Raw genomic sequence first — 14,905 nt, 5'->3', positions numbered from 1 at the left:
CACCTCAAGCTGATCGCGCCGCAGCTCCCACCGGGCCGGAGGCCACCGCTGCGGCCGTCGCTCTCCCCGCGACGCTCCAGGAGGTTTCAGCCACCGTGACGACGCAGCCGAAAGAGACGCAGCCCCTTCAGTTCCCCTCGAAGCCCGCGAAGAAGGGCATGAGCGTCATGGCCCGTGCTGTCGGCACGGCGGCGGCATGCACGGCGCTCGCGTGCCCAGGGCCGCAAGTGCGTCCGGCACCTCCTCCGGAGCCGTGCCCAAAGGGTGCTGTGAAGGCCATGGCGAAGCTGGGCATCGACATTGGAGACAGGCACGAAGCCGTTTTCACCCGTGACCGCCCGCAATTCATTTCTGTTCGGGAAGGCCCTGCCCAGGTGTTCTTGTACGGCGATTGGGAGGAAATGCCGCACGGGACAGTTCTGTCTGGTCGGCTAATCGTGCGAGACCGCGTTTACGGGCGACTCACCTCGGCGACTACGCCAAAGGGCGACAGTTTTCCTGTCTGCCTGGAGGTCTACGACGTGAAAGACGGGGAACGAGGAATGGCACGCGAGCCCGGAAACGACTCACCTTCCAATGGCCGTATCTTCACGAGCGAATACGTGAGGGCGGTGAGCGAGTTTGAGTAACAGCACCACCTGGGAGTAATCGCCGAGTGTCATCTTCTTCTTTCGTCGTGCTCCTGGGCCTGCTGTTCGTGGCCGAAACGGCCGTCGCTCAGTCAGAGGGTTCAGCGTCGGTGCCGGGCGCACGACGCATCGAATTGTCGCCGGACGATGTTCAAGTCACCCCCGAGATCGCGATCAGCTCTGGACTCTCGACGGCTCTCTTCTTCGATTCCGACCTGATGCGCGACAGTGTCGAGTTGGAGGGGCGAGATCGCTTTGCACTGGTGGATGTGGGGCAAGCCACAATCCGACTGGTGCCTTCGTCGCGTGTAGCTCCAGGCGAGCGGTTTCGTCTGGTCGTGCGATTCAGGGATGGCGCAGCCCCCTTGAGTGCATTCTTCCTTTTGCGGATCCATCCGGCAAAGGCCGAGTCTCTCATTGAGGTCTATCGCGGAAAGCGGACGATTGAGACGTACCAGCAGGAAGCCCGCGAGGCGCATGCGGAATTGCTGCGCTGCCAAAATGAGAACGCAAGACTGATGGCCGAGCACGATGCTCCGGGAGGGCTGGCGGGCCTGATCTCCACCGGAGGAATGGACGAGCGTGGTGTGGCCGGGCAAGTCGTGACCCTTGAGTTCTCCCAAGTCTCTGGGAGTGACCTGACGGCCTCTTACATCACGAGCTATCGCTCCACTACGGGCGTAGCGGTGGACATCAAGTTGGACGTGAAGGCCGGGGCTCAGCCATGGCTCGCGAAGGGCGCAACGCTCAAAGGCAAGGCTGGCGTGGAGTTGAAGGTGATCCGCGTATGGCAGCGAATGCCAATTCCAGGAGGAAACGTCGGTCGGGTTGTTGTGGAAGCCGAGGCCTCACCAGAAACAACCCGAGGGCCCTTCTCACTCAAGCTCTGGGAGGAAGATGGGTCGCGTACTGTCGTGTTTGGCAACGTGATGTTCCCCTAAGGGAGCCCGTTGCTGAGTCCTCGCCGTTGCCTGCTGCGCAGTAACGCAGCGGTAACGCAGTCGAGTGGACTGGTCTGGACGCGCCTGGACGCAGCAGGGTACGGTATCCACAGGGCAGGTGGGGCGTAACCCCTCGGAAGTATTGGCGGTAGGGCACGGGAATCGAACTCGCCAGGGACTGCTCTCGCAGCCCCTCACCGGTTTTGAAGACCGGGCCGGCCACCAGGTCCGGAGGCCCTACCGCTTCCGATTACCGCCGCTCCGCCCCAGTCCGTCAACCACGGTCACGGCTTGCGCGCGGACACCACGGCGTACTCGTCGCAGTTGAACAGCGCGGGCCACTGGAGCTGCTCCGGTGTCATCCGCATCGCCTTGTGCACGTCCGCGCGCACCTGGTGCAGCGACGTGCTCCCCGGATTGCGCTCCAGCTGCGTTATGCCCCGCAGCGCCACCAGCGCCGTGTTCACCGCCGGGTACACATCCTCCGCGATGGACTCCACCTTCACGTCCTGGAACCCCGCCCGCCGCAGCTCCGACTGGTAGCGCTCCGTCGACCAGACGTTCTCTTCCGGGAAGGCAATCAGCCCCCGCCAGTAGCGGTAGCGCAGCCGTGCTCGGAGTCCGGCTCCAGCCTCACGGTCCGTCTTCTGCGCCATGTCCGCCATCACCAGCCGGCCTCCCGGCTTCAGCACCCGGAAGGCCTCGCGCAGGAAGTCCTGCCGCATCCGGAAGTGCATCGCGGACTCCAGCGCGAACACCACGTCGAATGCTCCCTCCGGCCCAGGCAGCGCCGTCGCGCTCCCCACCTCCAGCCGGACCACGTCCTCCAACCCCGTCAGCTTCACGCGCTCCCGGCCCACCTTCACCTGGTTCGGCGTGATGTTCACCCCGACGATGCTCGCGGGCTTGAACTCCTCCGCCCACAGCAGGTCCTGGTCCGCGTAACCGAAGCCGCAGTCCAAGACGGCATCCCCGGGCCCCAGCTTCGCCGTCCTCGCCAACAGGCGCGCCATCTCCGCCTGGGCGGACCGGAACAGCTCCCCCACGCGCTCCACGTTGGAGTCGTCCACCTTCTCCACGTGCTTCCAGTAGCCCAGGTTGATCCAGAAGGGCTCCCGGCCCGTTGTCACCCGGATGTCGCTCGGCGCCGGCATCCCCGCCACCCAGGCTCCTGTCTCGTTCGTATAGAAGCGCTCCGGGTCCGCCAGGAACGCACTCTTCAGCCGCGTCGCGACCTGCCTCACGTTGACCATCGCCAGCCTCCTGGGCCTTCCAACCGATGGCCGGAACCCTAGCCCGTGTCACGGCAATTCCAGGCTTGGCCTGCATGACGGTTTTCACTGGTGAATGAAGCGGGGCCGCTCGCCCGGTGTCCCAGGGGGGCGCCTTGCCCGGCGCGTCATCCGGGCTCCATGATGAGCGCCCTTCCGCCATGCGCCGAACCTTCCGTTCCGTCCTCCTGGCACCGGGCTTCTTTCCGGTGCCCGTCCTGCTGCTGTGTCTGTGTCTGTCCTTGAGCGCCGGGGCAGCACCGGCGGCGACGAACGCCAGGCCGTTCCGCGTCGGGCCTCCCGCCGCGTGGGTGAAGCCGCTTCCCATTCCTCCAGACCCCGGCCCGACTCCCGAGGGCGAGGAGGAGACCAGCGTCTCCCGGCTGCTGATCGAGGAACAGGTGCGCGTGTCCGGCCCATCGCGCGTGCACTACCTGCACTCGGCCCAGAAGGTCCTCTCTCCGCGGGGCATCGACCGCGTCACGGACATCCAGTTCCGCTTCGATCCGACGTACCAGAAGCTCACCGTCCACGGCATCTGGCGCATCCGCGACGGCCGCCGCGAGGACGTCTTCCAGCCTGCCGAGGCCCGGGTCATCCAGCAGGAGACCGAGCTCCAGAACCGGCTCTACAACGGCAACCTCTCCGTGGTGCCCTTCCTCCGCGACGTGCGCGTGGGCGACACGGTGGAGGTCGCGTACTCCTTCGAAGGCGCCAACCCCGTCTTTGGCGGACGCTTCTCCGACGTCGTCGGCGTGGGCCACTCCTATCCCGTGGTCCACTTCGCCTACCGGCTGCTGTGGCCGGAAGGGCGGGGGCGCACGCTCTTCATCCGGGACTTCGCCGCGCCGGGCCTGTCGCGCTCGGAGTCGATGCTGAACGGCGAGCGTGAAATCATCCTGGAGCGCCGCCACGTGCCCGCGGTCCGCCACGAGGACAACGTCCCCGGCTGGCAGCCCGTCTACCCGTGGATCCAGTTCAGCGAATACAAGGACTGGAACGACGTCGCGCGCTGGGCCTCCACGCTGTTCCAGGTGCCCGCCCGCTCGAAGTCGCTGGAACAGGAGGTCCGCCGGCTGTCGAAGGAGCCGACCCCTGAGGCGCGCTTCCTCGCCGCGCTTCGCTTCGTCCAGGACGAGGTGCGCTACCTGGGCATCGAGATGGGCCCCAACTCCCACCAGCCCCATCCGCCCGACGAGGTCCTCCAGCGCCGCTTCGGCGACTGCAAGGACAAGTCGCTCCTCTTGGTATCGCTCCTCAAGGGGCTGGGCATCGACGCGCAGCCGGCGCTCGTGAGCACGGACCTCACGCAGCTGCTGGACGGCTTGCGTCCCACCGCCACCGCGTTCAACCACGTCATCGTCCACGCCACCGTGGCCGGCCGCGAGCTGTGGGTGGACCCCACGGCGACGCTGGAGCGCGGCGGGCTGGAAAGCTACGAACCGCCCTCCTACGGCCGGGCCCTCCTTGTCGCCCCCGCCACCACGGCGCTCTCCGTCATCCCCACGCCCACGCTGACGGAGCCCTCCCTCTTCGTGGACGAGACCTACGTCGCGATGGGCCGCGACGGGGCCGCGACACTCGACGTCGTCACCACGCGCACGGGGGCGGACGCCAACTCCATGCGCCGCGCGCTCGCGGGCACGTCCCTGTCCGAGGTGTCCCGCCTCTACTTCAACTACTACGCGAAGACGGACGCGGACATCTCCATCGCGAAGCCCATGTCGGTGGACGACGACACCGTGACGAACGTGCTCGTCACGCAAGAGCACTACCGCATCGAGGACTTCTGGACCTCGGACGGTCGCCGGGAGTTCCGCGCGCATGGCCTCCGCCAGCACCTCGCCGTGCCGAACTACTCCCACCGCGCCTTCCCGCTGGAGGTGGAGCACCCCGTCTTCGCCCGCCACCGCATCACGCTGAAGGCCGGCGAGCTGCCCCCTGTCAAAACGGAGTACGAGGTCGTGGACGGTCCGGCCTTCCGCTTCGTGGCCGACACCCGCGCCGAAGGCAAGACGCTGCTGCTCGACTACAGCTACCGCAGCACCGCGGACTCGGTCCCGCCCGAGCGCATCGCCGAGTACGTGAAGGCCGTGCGCGCCACCGAGGCCCAGCGCGGCTACGCCATCCAACTCAGGAGCCGGGCCGCCCGCCACCAGGCCTCGTCCGTTCCGTCCGGCGAGGCGGGTGCCATCCTCCTGGGCGTCATCGCGACGTGCCTCGTGCTGTGGTTCGTCATCGCGCAGGGCGGCCCGGTGGCGCTCTGGCGAAAGGGCCGCGCCTGGGGCCGGCGCCGCGCCTTCGCACGCAAGTTCGACGCGGACCACCGGGGCGACAGCGCCGGGTCCGCCATCCCCATCACCAGCCCTCAGGAGCTGCTCTCCACGCTGGGCCGGCTGCGCTGCGCCTGCGGAGCCACCAGCGAGGCCCCACGGGAGTCGCTCCGCCACGAGGCCGTCGTCCTGGGCGACCGCCACCTCACCCTGGTGCAGTGGCAGTGCCCCACCTGCGCCCGCGCCCGCCGCGCCTACTTCGAGGACAAGGGCTCGCGCGCCGCCTGAGACGCCTACTGGCAGATGCCCGGGCAGTCCGCGCTGCCCCCGGGCTGGCACGTGTCGGACGGATCATCCACGCAGGTGTTCCCGGACACGTTCCCCGCGCAGCCCCCGAAGAGGCCGCCGCAGCACTCGACGTACCCCTCCGGTACGTCACACGGCGTCGGGAAGGACTGGCACGTCTCGCTGTCCGAGCGCGCGAACACCACCACCTGCGGACACGTGCGCGGCTCCTCGTCGTCGTCGCCCAGACAGCCCGTCAGACCCAGCACCGCCATCAGCCCCAGCTTCGTCCATGCATGCATGGCGCGCATCAGGGCAGGGGAGAACGGCGCTAGTCCAGCCCCCGCTCCCACAGGTCGTCTTCATCCAGACCCATCAAGTGACCGACTTCGTGCATCACCGTGATGCCAATCTGTTCGATGAGCTCCTCGCGGGTGCGCGCGAAGCGCTCCAGGTTCTTCTGGTACAGCACGATGGAGGGCGGGAAGTGATCCGCCGCGTCCATCACGCTGCGCTCGCCCACGGGCGTGCCCCGGAACACCCCCAGGATGCACGGTGACAGTGGCGGCTGCTGACCCAGCAGGTCCTCATCCGACGGCAGGTCCTCCACCGCCAGCGTCACGTTGTCCATGTACTGCTTCACCTGGGAGGGCAGGGCGCGCATCGCGTCCTCCACCGCGCGGTCGAACGCCGCCTCCTCCAGTGCCACCGGCGGCGGCAGCTCCTCCGGGGCCAGCGCCTGCGCCCGGGAGAAGCGCTTCTTCGCCTCCTTCGCATCCTGGCGCCGCTCCGCGACCAGCCCCAGGTAGTGGTGCGCCCAGGCCTCGTCCGGCGCGTCCTTCAACACCCGCTCGAAGGCCTCCTGCGCGGGCGCGAAGCGGCACAACTCGAACAGCGCGATGCCCCGCTCCAGCTGCGCGTCCGTCGAGCGCGGCATGTGCGTCAGCGCCTGGTCCAGGATTTTCAGCGCGGACTCACATTCCCCCAGCTGGTTGAGGCCCATGCCCTCCAGGAGGAGGAACTCGTAGACGAGTTCCACGTCATCGGCCCGCTGCGCCAGCTTCCGCCCGCGGCCGCACCACTCCAGCCCTTCCTCCACCGCCTCGCGGTCCTCGCCGGTGCGGCACACGAGGAATTCCGCCGCGCCGAAGAGGATCTCCAGGTCTTCCGGGGCCATCTTGAGGGCGGCGCCATAGGCCTTGCCCGCGTCCTCCAGGCGTCCCACCTCCACCAGCGCGGCGGCCCGGTAGTGCAGGGCTTCTGGTGAGTCCGGAACGTCCCGGAGCAGGGCGTCGGCGCTGGTGAGCGCGGCCTCGAAGTCCCTCGCCTCGAAGGCGTCCGCGACTCCCTCCAGCCGCGCGTCCATGTCCCGCGCCTCCCCTTGCTTCGCCATGCGCTTCGCCATTCGGGCCGGCAGCTAAGAAGCCGTCCTTCGCGTTGTCAACGACCGGCGTCGCTGTTACCTTCCAGCGCCCCGTTTCGGCCCGAACCCCGTGAACATCCTGGTCGTCGACGACGATTACGAGCTGTGCACCATGCTCTCTCGCTACCTGGAGATGCATGGCTACACCGTGTTCTCGGCGTCGGACGCGCTCCAGGCCCTGGACATCATGGAGCGTCACCCCGTGGGGCTGGTCATCACCGACTACCTGATGCCCCACCTGGACGGCATCCACTTCACGGAGATGCTGAAGGCGGATCCCCGCTTCCAGCGCATCTCCGTCCTGATGATGACCGCCAGCACGGACGCCAACATCTCCGACCGGGGCCTGCGCAAGGGCGTCGCCATCACCCTGCAGAAGCCCCTGGACATGGGGCAGCTGCTCAACCTCGTGCGCTTCGCGGAGTAGGGCCTTCCCGGGCAGCCCGGGCCCCCCACCCGGGCGGGCCAGTAGGCGTCCTCAGGCCCACACGTCTGCCCCTTTCCGTTGACATCGTCGATGCGGCCCTTATGTTGGCGCTCGACATGGCCGAGTGCTAACGGCCACCCCCATTTGTAGAAATTCCCCAAGTATTATCGGAGGTTACGATGGCAGCGAAGGAAATCTTCTTCCATCAGTCCGCGCGCGATTCCATCCTGCGCGGCGTTCGGATCCTCGCGGATGCGGTCGCGGTGACGCTCGGTCCCAAGGGCCGCAACGTGGTCATCGAGAAGAGCTTCGGCTCGCCCACCATCACCAAGGACGGCGTCACCGTCGCCAAGGAGATCGATCTCGAGAACCGCTTCGAGAACATGGGCGCGCAGATGGTGAAGGAGGTCGCGTCGAAGACCTCCGACAAGGCCGGCGACGGCACCACGACGGCGACCGTGCTCGCGCGCGCCATCTATGAGGAGGGCCTGAAGCTGGTGGCCGCCGGCCACAACCCCATGGACCTCAAGCGCGGCATCGACAAGGCCGTGGAGGTGGTGGTCGCGGAGCTGAAGAAGATGTCCAAGACGACCACGGACAAGCAGGCCATCGCGCAGGTGGGCACCATCTCCGCCAACGGGGATGAGACCATCGGCCAGACCATCGCGGACGCGATGGAGAAGGTCGGCAAGGAGGGCGTCATCACCGTCGAGGAGGCCAAGGGCCTGGAGACGACGCTCGACGTGGTGGAGGGCATGCAGTTCGACCGTGGCTACGTGTCGCCGTACTTCGTCACGAACCGCGATCGCATGGAGGTCGTCATGGACGACCCCTACATCCTCATCAGCGAGAAGAAGGTCTCGTCGATGCAGGACATGATTCCGTTGCTGGAGCAGGTGGCGCGCTCGGGCAAGCCGCTGCTCATCATCGCGGACGACATCGAGGGCGAGGCCCTGGCCACCCTGGTGGTGAACAAGATCCGCGGCGTGCTGAACGTGGCCGCGGTGAAGGCGCCGGGCTTCGGCGACCGCCGCAAGGAGATGCTCAAGGACATCGCCACGCTGACGGGCGGCATGGTGGTGAGCGAGGAGCTGGGTCACAAGTACGAGAACCTGACCCTCACCGACCTGGGCCGCGCCAAGCGCATCACGGTGGACAAGGACAACACCACCATCGTGGACGGTGCCGGCCAGAAGGCGGACATCGAGGGCCGCATCAAGCTCATCCGCACGCAGATCGAGACGGTCACCAGCGACTACGACCGCGAGAAGCTCCAGGAGCGCATGGCGAAGCTCGTGGGCGGCGTGGCGGTCATCAACGTCGGCGCGGCGACCGAAGTGGAGATGAAGGAGAAGAAGGCCCGCGTGGAGGACGCGCTGCACGCGACCCGCGCGGCCGTCGAAGAGGGCATCGTCCCCGGCGGCGGCGTGGCCTACATCCGCAGCCTCAAGGCGCTGGACGGCCTGAAGCTGGGCGGCGAGCAGGACTTCGGCGTGGACATCATCCGCAAGGCGCTGCAGGAGCCCCTGCGCAAGATCTCCAGCAACGCCGGCGTCGAAGGCGCCGTCGTCATCAACAAGGTCAAGGACGGCACCGGCGCGTTCGGCTTCAACGCCCGCACGGAGACCTACGAGGACCTGGAGAAGGCCGGCGTCATCGACCCGACGAAGGTCGAGCGCACCGCGCTGCAGAACGCCGCCTCCGTGGCGTCCCTGCTGCTCACCACCGAGGCGATGATCGCCGAGCGCCCCAAGAAGAAGGCCAAGGGCGGCGCGGGCGGCGGCGCCATGCCGGAGTACGGCGGCGACGACATGGACTACTGAGCCGACTTGACGGCTCCGTAGCTTCGTAGGGTTTCCGGCCCCGGTGGGCTCCGCGAAAGCGGGGCGCCCGGGGCCGGAGTCTTTTTCAGGAAGCGGTCTTCTTGAAGGCCAGGCCCAGCTCGCGGCTGAGCGCCGTGGTGTCGGAGAGCAGCTTGGGCAGGCACGCGGCGGCCCCGGCGCGCAGCGACGCCAGCGCCGTGTCCATGGTGAGGTGCTCGGCCAGGACAACGAAGGGCGCGCCCTGGCTCAGGGCCCGGGCCAGCTCCAGCGCCTTCTTGCCGTAGGCCGGCGCGAAGTCCCAAGACACCACCACGCCCACGGGCGGATCCATGGTGGCCACCTCCGCGCCCGCGACGACGCGCGCCTCCAGGCCCAGCAGCGTCAGCGCCTCTGAAATCAGCCGCGCGGTGGCCGGGTTGTCCTCCAGCACGTCCACCCGGCGCACGCCAGCGCTGGGGGCGGGGACAGGCGGCGCGGCCGGCGTGTACAGCGCCTGCCGCAGCAGCGCGCGCACCTGTCGGATGTCGTCGAAGGGCTTGAGCAGGTAGTCCACCAGGCCCAGCTGCAGCGCCTGCTGCGTCGTCACCAGCGAGGGGTAGCCCGTCATCAGGATGACGCGCGACGCGGGGTCCAGCTTCCGCGCGTGCTGGGCCAGCTCCAGGCCGGAGATTCCGGGCAGGTTCTTGTCCGTGACGATGAGGTCCACGCGCGACGAGCGGAGGATTTCGAGCGCGGCCTCGCCCGTGGCCGCTTCAATGACTTCGCACTCCTTGTCCATCAGGTCCTTGAAGACCATCCGGATGATGCCCTCGTCGTCCACCACCAGCAGGCGCTTGCGCGGCGGGCGCGGCGCGTCCGTGGGCGGGAAGAGCACGCGGAACACCGTGGCCGGGGGCGGCACCTCGCGCAGCGTCGTGGGCGGCACCAGGGCAACCTGCGCGTGGTGCTCCTGCGCGATGCGACGACAGACGGCGAGCCCCAGGCCCGTGCCGCGTTTGCTGGCGGAGACGTAGGGCTCGAAGATGCGCGTCTTCAGCTCGTCCGGGATGCCCGGTCCCCAGTCGGAAACGTAGAGGGCCGCGGAGGCGCCATCGCGCGTGAGCGTCACCTTCACGCGGCCCCGGCCGGACATGGCGTCGCGGGCGTTGTTGAGCAGGTTGAGCGTGAGCTGCTCAATCAGCCGCGCGTTGCCCTGGATGGTGAGGTCCTCGGGGGCCTCCACCTCCAGCGAGATGCGCGCCGAGTCCGGGTTGACGCTGAACACCTTCGCCGCCGCCCAGATGGGCGCGGCCAGGGACAGCCGCTGCTGCGGGGCCGGCCGCTCGCTGGCCAGGCGGATGAAGTCGGAGACAATCTGCTCCATCCGCTCCACCTGCGCGAGCAGCAGCTTCAGCGGGCCGCTGGAGCCTCCTTCCTCGGCCAGCAGCTGGGCGTAGGCCTTCGCGCCCAGGAGGGGCTGACGCAGCTCATGGAGGACCTCCGCGGCGACCTGATGGGTATGGGCGTTGGCGCGTTGCAGCGCCACGGCCGCGACCCGTGCCTTCTCCAGGTCCCCCGCGTCCAGGGCCTGGAGCAGCTGCGCGAGCGGCGAGGGGGTCTCCATGCACGGGAGCATGGCGGAGGCAGGTGTTCACGCGCAACGCACCCCCAGCGGGATTCGGTTGACCGCGCTCGCGACCGAACGGATGCTCGCGCACGTCCTCCAGCCCGGCCTGACGGAACGTCGTTGCCCGCTCGCTTGCTGGAAACCCTCCCTGTCGCTGAGGTCCTCATGCCGCAGACGAACCCGTTCCACTCGCTGGTGCCCCGGAAGCTGACGGACTCCGAACTGGCCCGCTCCATCCGGCTCAACATCGAGGCGGAGCTGGACGCCATCAACCTCTACGCCGCGCACCTGGACGCGACGGACAACGAGGAGGCGAAGGCCATCCTGCGGCACGTCATGGACGAGGAGCGCGAGCACGCGGCCCTCTTCTGGCAGCTCATCGCGCGGTTGGATCCGGAGCAGGCCCAGCACGACCGCGAGGCGTCGCAGAAGTACCGCCTCATCACCACCGGCGCGTCTCACGAAGAGGTGGAGGCGGTGGGCGAGGGCGGCGGCGGCGGCGGCGTGCCCGCGGAAGTGGAGCTGCCCAAGCACCTCACCGTGGGCAGCCTGCGCAAGTAGCGCGCGTCCGGCGTTCAGCCCTGGCCCTGCGGGGGCGGGGGATTCTGACGGCGCTCGGCCGGGGTGGCTTCCAGGTCCTGCGCCGCCATGTAGACGACGTTCCGGGTGCCGCGCTTGCCCCGGTACATGGCCCGGTCGGACAGGTCCAGCAGGTGGTCCTTGTCCTGGGCGTGCTCCGGGAAGCTGGCCACGCCGATGCAGGTGGTGAGCTTGAGCGCCAGCCCCTCGCGGCCCAGGAACTGATGGGTCTCCATGGTGCGGCGGATGCGCTCGGCGACCTTGAGGGCCCCGCCGGAGTCCGTGCCGCGCAGTAGCACCACGTACTCGTCGCCGCCGAAGCGCGCCACCACGTCCGGGTCGCGCACGCAGCCCTTGAGCACGCGCGCGGCCTCCACCAGCACCCGCGAGCCCACCAGGTGCCCGTGCGTGTCGTTGATGGCCTTGAAGCGGTCCAGGTCCAGGAACAGCAGGGAGAAGGGGCGCTCCGTCTGGAGGGCCTCGTTCACCTCGCGGTCCAGCACCAGGTGCAGGTAGCGCGTGTTGAACAGGCGGGTGAGATCATCGACGTAGGCCAGGTCCTCCACGGCGGCGAAGCGGCCCAGGTTGCGCAGGGCCAGCGCCCAGTTGCGCACGAGGAAGCCCACGGTCTCCGCGTGGTGCTCCGCGGGCGCGTTGTCGTGGAAGAGCACCGCGTGGCCCAGCACCAGCTCGCCGTCCACGGCGGGGAAGGAGAGGGTGCGCGGCCAGGGAACTTGAAGTCCGTCGAGCTCCACCTGCGTGCGCGTGCCCGAAAGCCGCTCGATGAGCAGCGGGACGAGCGCCTCGTGCAGGTCCACCGGCAGCCCGCGCATGCCGTGCGAGCGGAAGCCCGTGCCGCCGGGGTCCCGCTCCAGGAGCATCACCGCGGAGGCGTTGGCCATGGACTCCAGCGCGTCGGACGCGGCCGTGGACAGCCGCTCGCGGTCGAGCGTGGTGGCGATGCGCTGGCCCGCCTCCAGCAGCGCGACGTGCTGGCGCAGGGACGCGTTCTCACGCATCAGGTCGCGCGTGGTGAGCGCGCGGCGCAGCGCGTGCTCCAGGGCCTCCGGCGCCACGGGCTTGACCAGGTACTCCGCCGCGCCGCTCTTGATGGCGCGCACCGCGGGGGCCACCTTGTCCAGGCCGGTGATGACCAGCACCTCCACGCCGGGGTAGCGCTCGCGCACGTGGCGAAGCACCTCCATGCCGTCGCCGCCGGGGAGGATGAGGTCCGTCACCACCGCGTCGAACCGCGCCGCGGAGAGGGCTGCCTTCGCGTCCGCCACGGTGGGCACCGCCGTGACCAGGTGTCCCGCGGCCGTGAGGTAGTCGCCGTAGAGATTGCGGGCGATCTTTTCGTCGTCGACGAGGAGCAGTCGCGCCATGACTGTTCAGGGCTTAGCACCCAACGCTGGAAGGCTGCTAGGGTCCCGGGCCGTGCCCTTTGAAAGCGGACGGCGGCTCTGCCTGCTGGTGGAGGCCGGAGAGACGCGCTACGCGGTGGAGGCCACCTCCGTCATCGAGGTCGCGATGCCGGGCGCTCGCGGCGCGAGTCTGCGCGGCGTACTGGAAGTGAAGGACCTCGCCGCGCTGCTCGGCGGCCTGCCTGAGGAAGTGCCGGGCATGGTGGTGGTCCTGGACGTCAGCCCCACGCTCGCGGTGCGGGTGCGCGCCGTGGTGGAGGTCGCGGACGTCGCGAGGGACCCGTTCTTCCTGCTGCCTCCGGGCCTGGCGGACTCGCTGGCGCCGCTGAGCCGGGGCGCGGTGCTGCACAAGGACCGGCTGTACCTGGAGCTCATCGTGGAAGCGCTGCCGCACCGGGCGGGCCCCCGGGCGACCCCGCCAGAGCCCCGGCCCGTGCACTATGCGGACGCGCCCCCGGAGCGGGCGCTGGTGCTGGAGTCCCAGGGGGTGCTGTTCGGCGTCCCGCTGGGTTGCGTCTCCCAGGTGGTACCCCGGGGCGAGGCGTTCAGCGTGCTCCCGGTGCAGAGCGGGCCGGTGGCGGGCGTCTATCCCCACGCGCAGGCGCTATGGCCCATCTGTTCGATTCCAGCACTGCTGGGTGCGCCGGCCCAGGCGGAGGAGCTGTTCGTCCTCACGGAACTGGCGGGGCGGAACGTAGGGCTGGCGGCCACCCGGGTGCTGGGTGTGCTGCAGAAGTTCAAGCCGGCCGAGCTTCCCGGAACGTTCCGGGCGCCGGGGCTGCCGGATCCGGTGATGTTACTGGACCTGCAGCGCATGTTTTCTTGATCGGCCCAACGCGCGAATCCTAAGCTTCTCCGATTGACACAGGGCGTGCAGGCAGGCTTGCTCGCCCGAAATCTCAAACGAATTCAGGGGGGTATGCGCCCCCCGAGGCCGGAGCCGATGCCCAAGAATCTACTGATCGCCGACGACTCGCTCACCATCCGCAAGGTGATCGGGATGATCTTCGCGACGGAAGACTTCCAGGTGACCGCGGTGGACAACGGGCTGGACGCCATCTCCCGCACGCGCGAGCTGCGTCCGGACGTGGTGCTAGCCGACGTGATGATGCCGGGCAAGAGCGGCTACGAGGTCTGCGAGGCGCTCAAGGGCGACCCCTCCACGCAGGCCATCCCGGTGCTGCTGCTCGCCGGCACCTTCGAGGCGTTCGACGAGAACCGCGCGAAGGCCGCCCGGGCGGATGACCACATCACCAAGCCCTTCGAGAGCCAGATCCTCCTCGACAAGGTGAAGGCGCTGGTGGGCCAGAAGTCCAACACGATGCCCGCGTCCGCCGCGACGCGCATTCTGCCCCAGACCTCCGCCCCGAGCGCTCCGGTCAGCGCGCCGCCCGCCGCCGCCGTGCCGCCGGGTGCGCGTCCCGCGGGTGCGCCGCCTCCGGGCGCCATGCCGCCGGGTGCGCGTCCTCCGCCGGGTGCGCCGCCTCCGGGCGCGCGTCCTCCGGGCGCCGGTGTGCCTCCTCCTCCGGGTGCGGCGCGTCCGCTGCCGGGCGCTGTTCCTCCGGGCGCGCGTCCTCCGGGTGCGCCGCCTCCGGGCGCCATGCCGCCGGGTGCACGTCCTCCGCCGGGTGCGCCGCCTCCGGGCATGGGCGCGCGTCCTCCGGGTGCGCCGCCTCCGGGCGCCATGCCGCCGGGTGCGCGTCCTCCTCCGGGTGCCGTGCCTCCGGGCGCGCGTCCGCCGGGTGCACCGCCTCCGGGCATGGCCGCGCGTCCTCCGGGCCCTGGCGCCCCGAACATCCCGGGCGGCTTCCCGCGTCCTCCGGGCGCCGCGCCGCTGCCGTCCGCGCCCCCGCCCGCCGCGGTGCCTCCGGCCGCCCGTGCCCGGGATCCGTTCGGGCTGGGCGCTCCGGCCGCCCCTCCCGCCGCGCAGGCCCGCACGGAGAGCATCCGCATCGAGGACTCGCTGCCCGAGCCCAGCGGCGCGGAGGAGATCTCCCTGGACATCGGCGGTCCCTCGCCGGCGACTCCGCCCGCGCGCGCCCGTCCGGCCGCGGATGGCGGAGAGGCGCTGCTGCGCGAGGCGCTGTCGAAGGCGTCCCGCGAGGTCATCGAGAAGATTGCCTGGGAGGTCGTTCCGCAGCTGGCGGAGACCATCATCCGGGAAGAGCTGGAGCGGCTCATCAAGGACCGCGAGACCCAGCATTGATTCGCAGTCCCCTCTGAT

The 14,905-nt window shown here is 69.3% G+C and carries 12 protein-coding genes, 1 tRNA gene and 1 pseudogene; 8 read left to right on the top strand and 6 right to left on the bottom strand.

Annotation, left to right across the window (positions count from 1 at the left end; translation table 11 throughout):
* Window positions 1–629: pseudogene (locus tag D7Y15_RS44195) on the top strand (serine/threonine protein kinase); the annotation flags it as partial.
* Between the two features lie 26 nt (window positions 630–655).
* A complete protein-coding gene (locus tag D7Y15_RS19670; RefSeq protein ID WP_121753564.1) occupies window positions 656–1,570 on the top strand; it encodes a DUF2381 family protein in 915 nt (304 codons plus the stop codon).
* Between the two features lie 143 nt (window positions 1,571–1,713).
* On the opposite strand, the gene D7Y15_RS19665 is transcribed toward D7Y15_RS19670, so the two are convergent.
* Together D7Y15_RS19665 and D7Y15_RS19660 are read right to left on the bottom strand one after the other, a co-directional pair.
* Window positions 1,714–1,812, bottom strand: a tRNA-Sec gene (locus D7Y15_RS19665).
* Between the two features lie 42 nt (window positions 1,813–1,854).
* A complete protein-coding gene (locus D7Y15_RS19660) occupies window positions 1,855–2,823 on the bottom strand; it encodes a cyclopropane-fatty-acyl-phospholipid synthase family protein (protein ID WP_121753563.1) in 969 nt (322 codons plus the stop codon).
* A 179-nt stretch (window positions 2,824–3,002) separates the two neighbouring features.
* Here D7Y15_RS19660 and D7Y15_RS19655 point away from each other — a divergent pair, with 179 nt between their 5' ends.
* On the top strand, window positions 3,003–5,402 hold the full coding sequence (locus D7Y15_RS19655; RefSeq protein WP_121753562.1) for a DUF3857 domain-containing protein: 2,400 nt from the start codon (window positions 3,003–3,005) through the stop codon (window positions 5,400–5,402).
* 5 nt (window positions 5,403–5,407) lie between these two features.
* Here D7Y15_RS19655 and D7Y15_RS19650 read toward each other — a convergent pair whose 3' ends face one another.
* Together D7Y15_RS19650 and D7Y15_RS19645 are read right to left on the bottom strand one after the other, a co-directional pair.
* Window positions 5,408–5,701, bottom strand: a complete 294-nt coding sequence (locus D7Y15_RS19650; RefSeq protein WP_120576624.1) for a hypothetical protein — start codon at window positions 5,699–5,701, stop codon at window positions 5,408–5,410.
* 29 nt (window positions 5,702–5,730) lie between these two features.
* On the bottom strand, window positions 5,731–6,804 hold the full coding sequence (locus tag D7Y15_RS19645; RefSeq protein WP_169825497.1) for a metallopeptidase family protein: 1,074 nt from the start codon (window positions 6,802–6,804) through the stop codon (window positions 5,731–5,733).
* An 88-nt stretch (window positions 6,805–6,892) separates the two neighbouring features.
* Here D7Y15_RS19645 and D7Y15_RS19640 point away from each other — a divergent pair, with 88 nt between their 5' ends.
* Together D7Y15_RS19640 and groL are read left to right on the top strand one after the other, a co-directional pair.
* Window positions 6,893–7,249, top strand: coding sequence for a response regulator (locus D7Y15_RS19640; protein WP_120576603.1), 357 nt, complete (start codon window positions 6,893–6,895; stop codon window positions 7,247–7,249).
* A gap of 179 nt (window positions 7,250–7,428) precedes the next feature.
* Entirely contained in the window at window positions 7,429–9,072 is a 1,644-nt protein-coding gene (groL, locus tag D7Y15_RS19635) for a chaperonin GroEL (RefSeq protein WP_121753561.1), read from the top strand.
* Window positions 9,073–9,157: 85 nt separating this feature from the next.
* Here groL and sinK read toward each other — a convergent pair whose 3' ends face one another.
* Window positions 9,158–10,675, bottom strand: a complete 1,518-nt coding sequence (gene sinK, locus D7Y15_RS19630) for a hybrid histidine protein kinase/response regulator SinK (protein ID WP_158627009.1) — start codon at window positions 10,673–10,675, stop codon at window positions 9,158–9,160.
* A gap of 168 nt (window positions 10,676–10,843) precedes the next feature.
* On the opposite strand from sinK, the gene D7Y15_RS19625 reads away from it, so the two are divergent.
* Window positions 10,844–11,239 (top strand): demethoxyubiquinone hydroxylase family protein, encoded by a 396-nt coding sequence (locus tag D7Y15_RS19625; protein WP_121753559.1) that lies wholly within the window; start codon window positions 10,844–10,846, stop codon window positions 11,237–11,239.
* A 14-nt stretch (window positions 11,240–11,253) separates the two neighbouring features.
* Here the strand turns inward: D7Y15_RS19625 and D7Y15_RS19620 are convergent, their stop codons facing one another.
* Window positions 11,254–12,642: a diguanylate cyclase gene (locus D7Y15_RS19620; protein ID WP_120576607.1), complete on the bottom strand. Its 1,389-nt coding sequence runs from the start codon at window positions 12,640–12,642 to the stop codon at window positions 11,254–11,256.
* 52 nt (window positions 12,643–12,694) lie between these two features.
* On the opposite strand from D7Y15_RS19620, the gene D7Y15_RS19615 reads away from it, so the two are divergent.
* Together D7Y15_RS19615 and D7Y15_RS19610 are read left to right on the top strand one after the other, a co-directional pair.
* A complete protein-coding gene (locus tag D7Y15_RS19615) occupies window positions 12,695–13,507 on the top strand; it encodes a chemotaxis protein CheW (RefSeq protein ID WP_233596962.1) in 813 nt (270 codons plus the stop codon).
* Between the two features lie 117 nt (window positions 13,508–13,624).
* Window positions 13,625–14,887, top strand: coding sequence for a PleD family two-component system response regulator (locus D7Y15_RS19610; protein WP_120576609.1), 1,263 nt, complete (start codon window positions 13,625–13,627; stop codon window positions 14,885–14,887).
* Window positions 14,888–14,905 lie beyond the last annotated feature (18 nt).

Origin of the sequence: Corallococcus sp. AB030 (assembly GCF_003668965.1) — a bacterium.
GTDB classification, from domain to species: Bacteria; Myxococcota; Myxococcia; order Myxococcales; family Myxococcaceae; genus Corallococcus; species Corallococcus exiguus.
The sequence above is the reverse complement of the archived record's forward strand: the minus strand, read 5'-3'. Positions and strand labels throughout refer to the sequence as shown.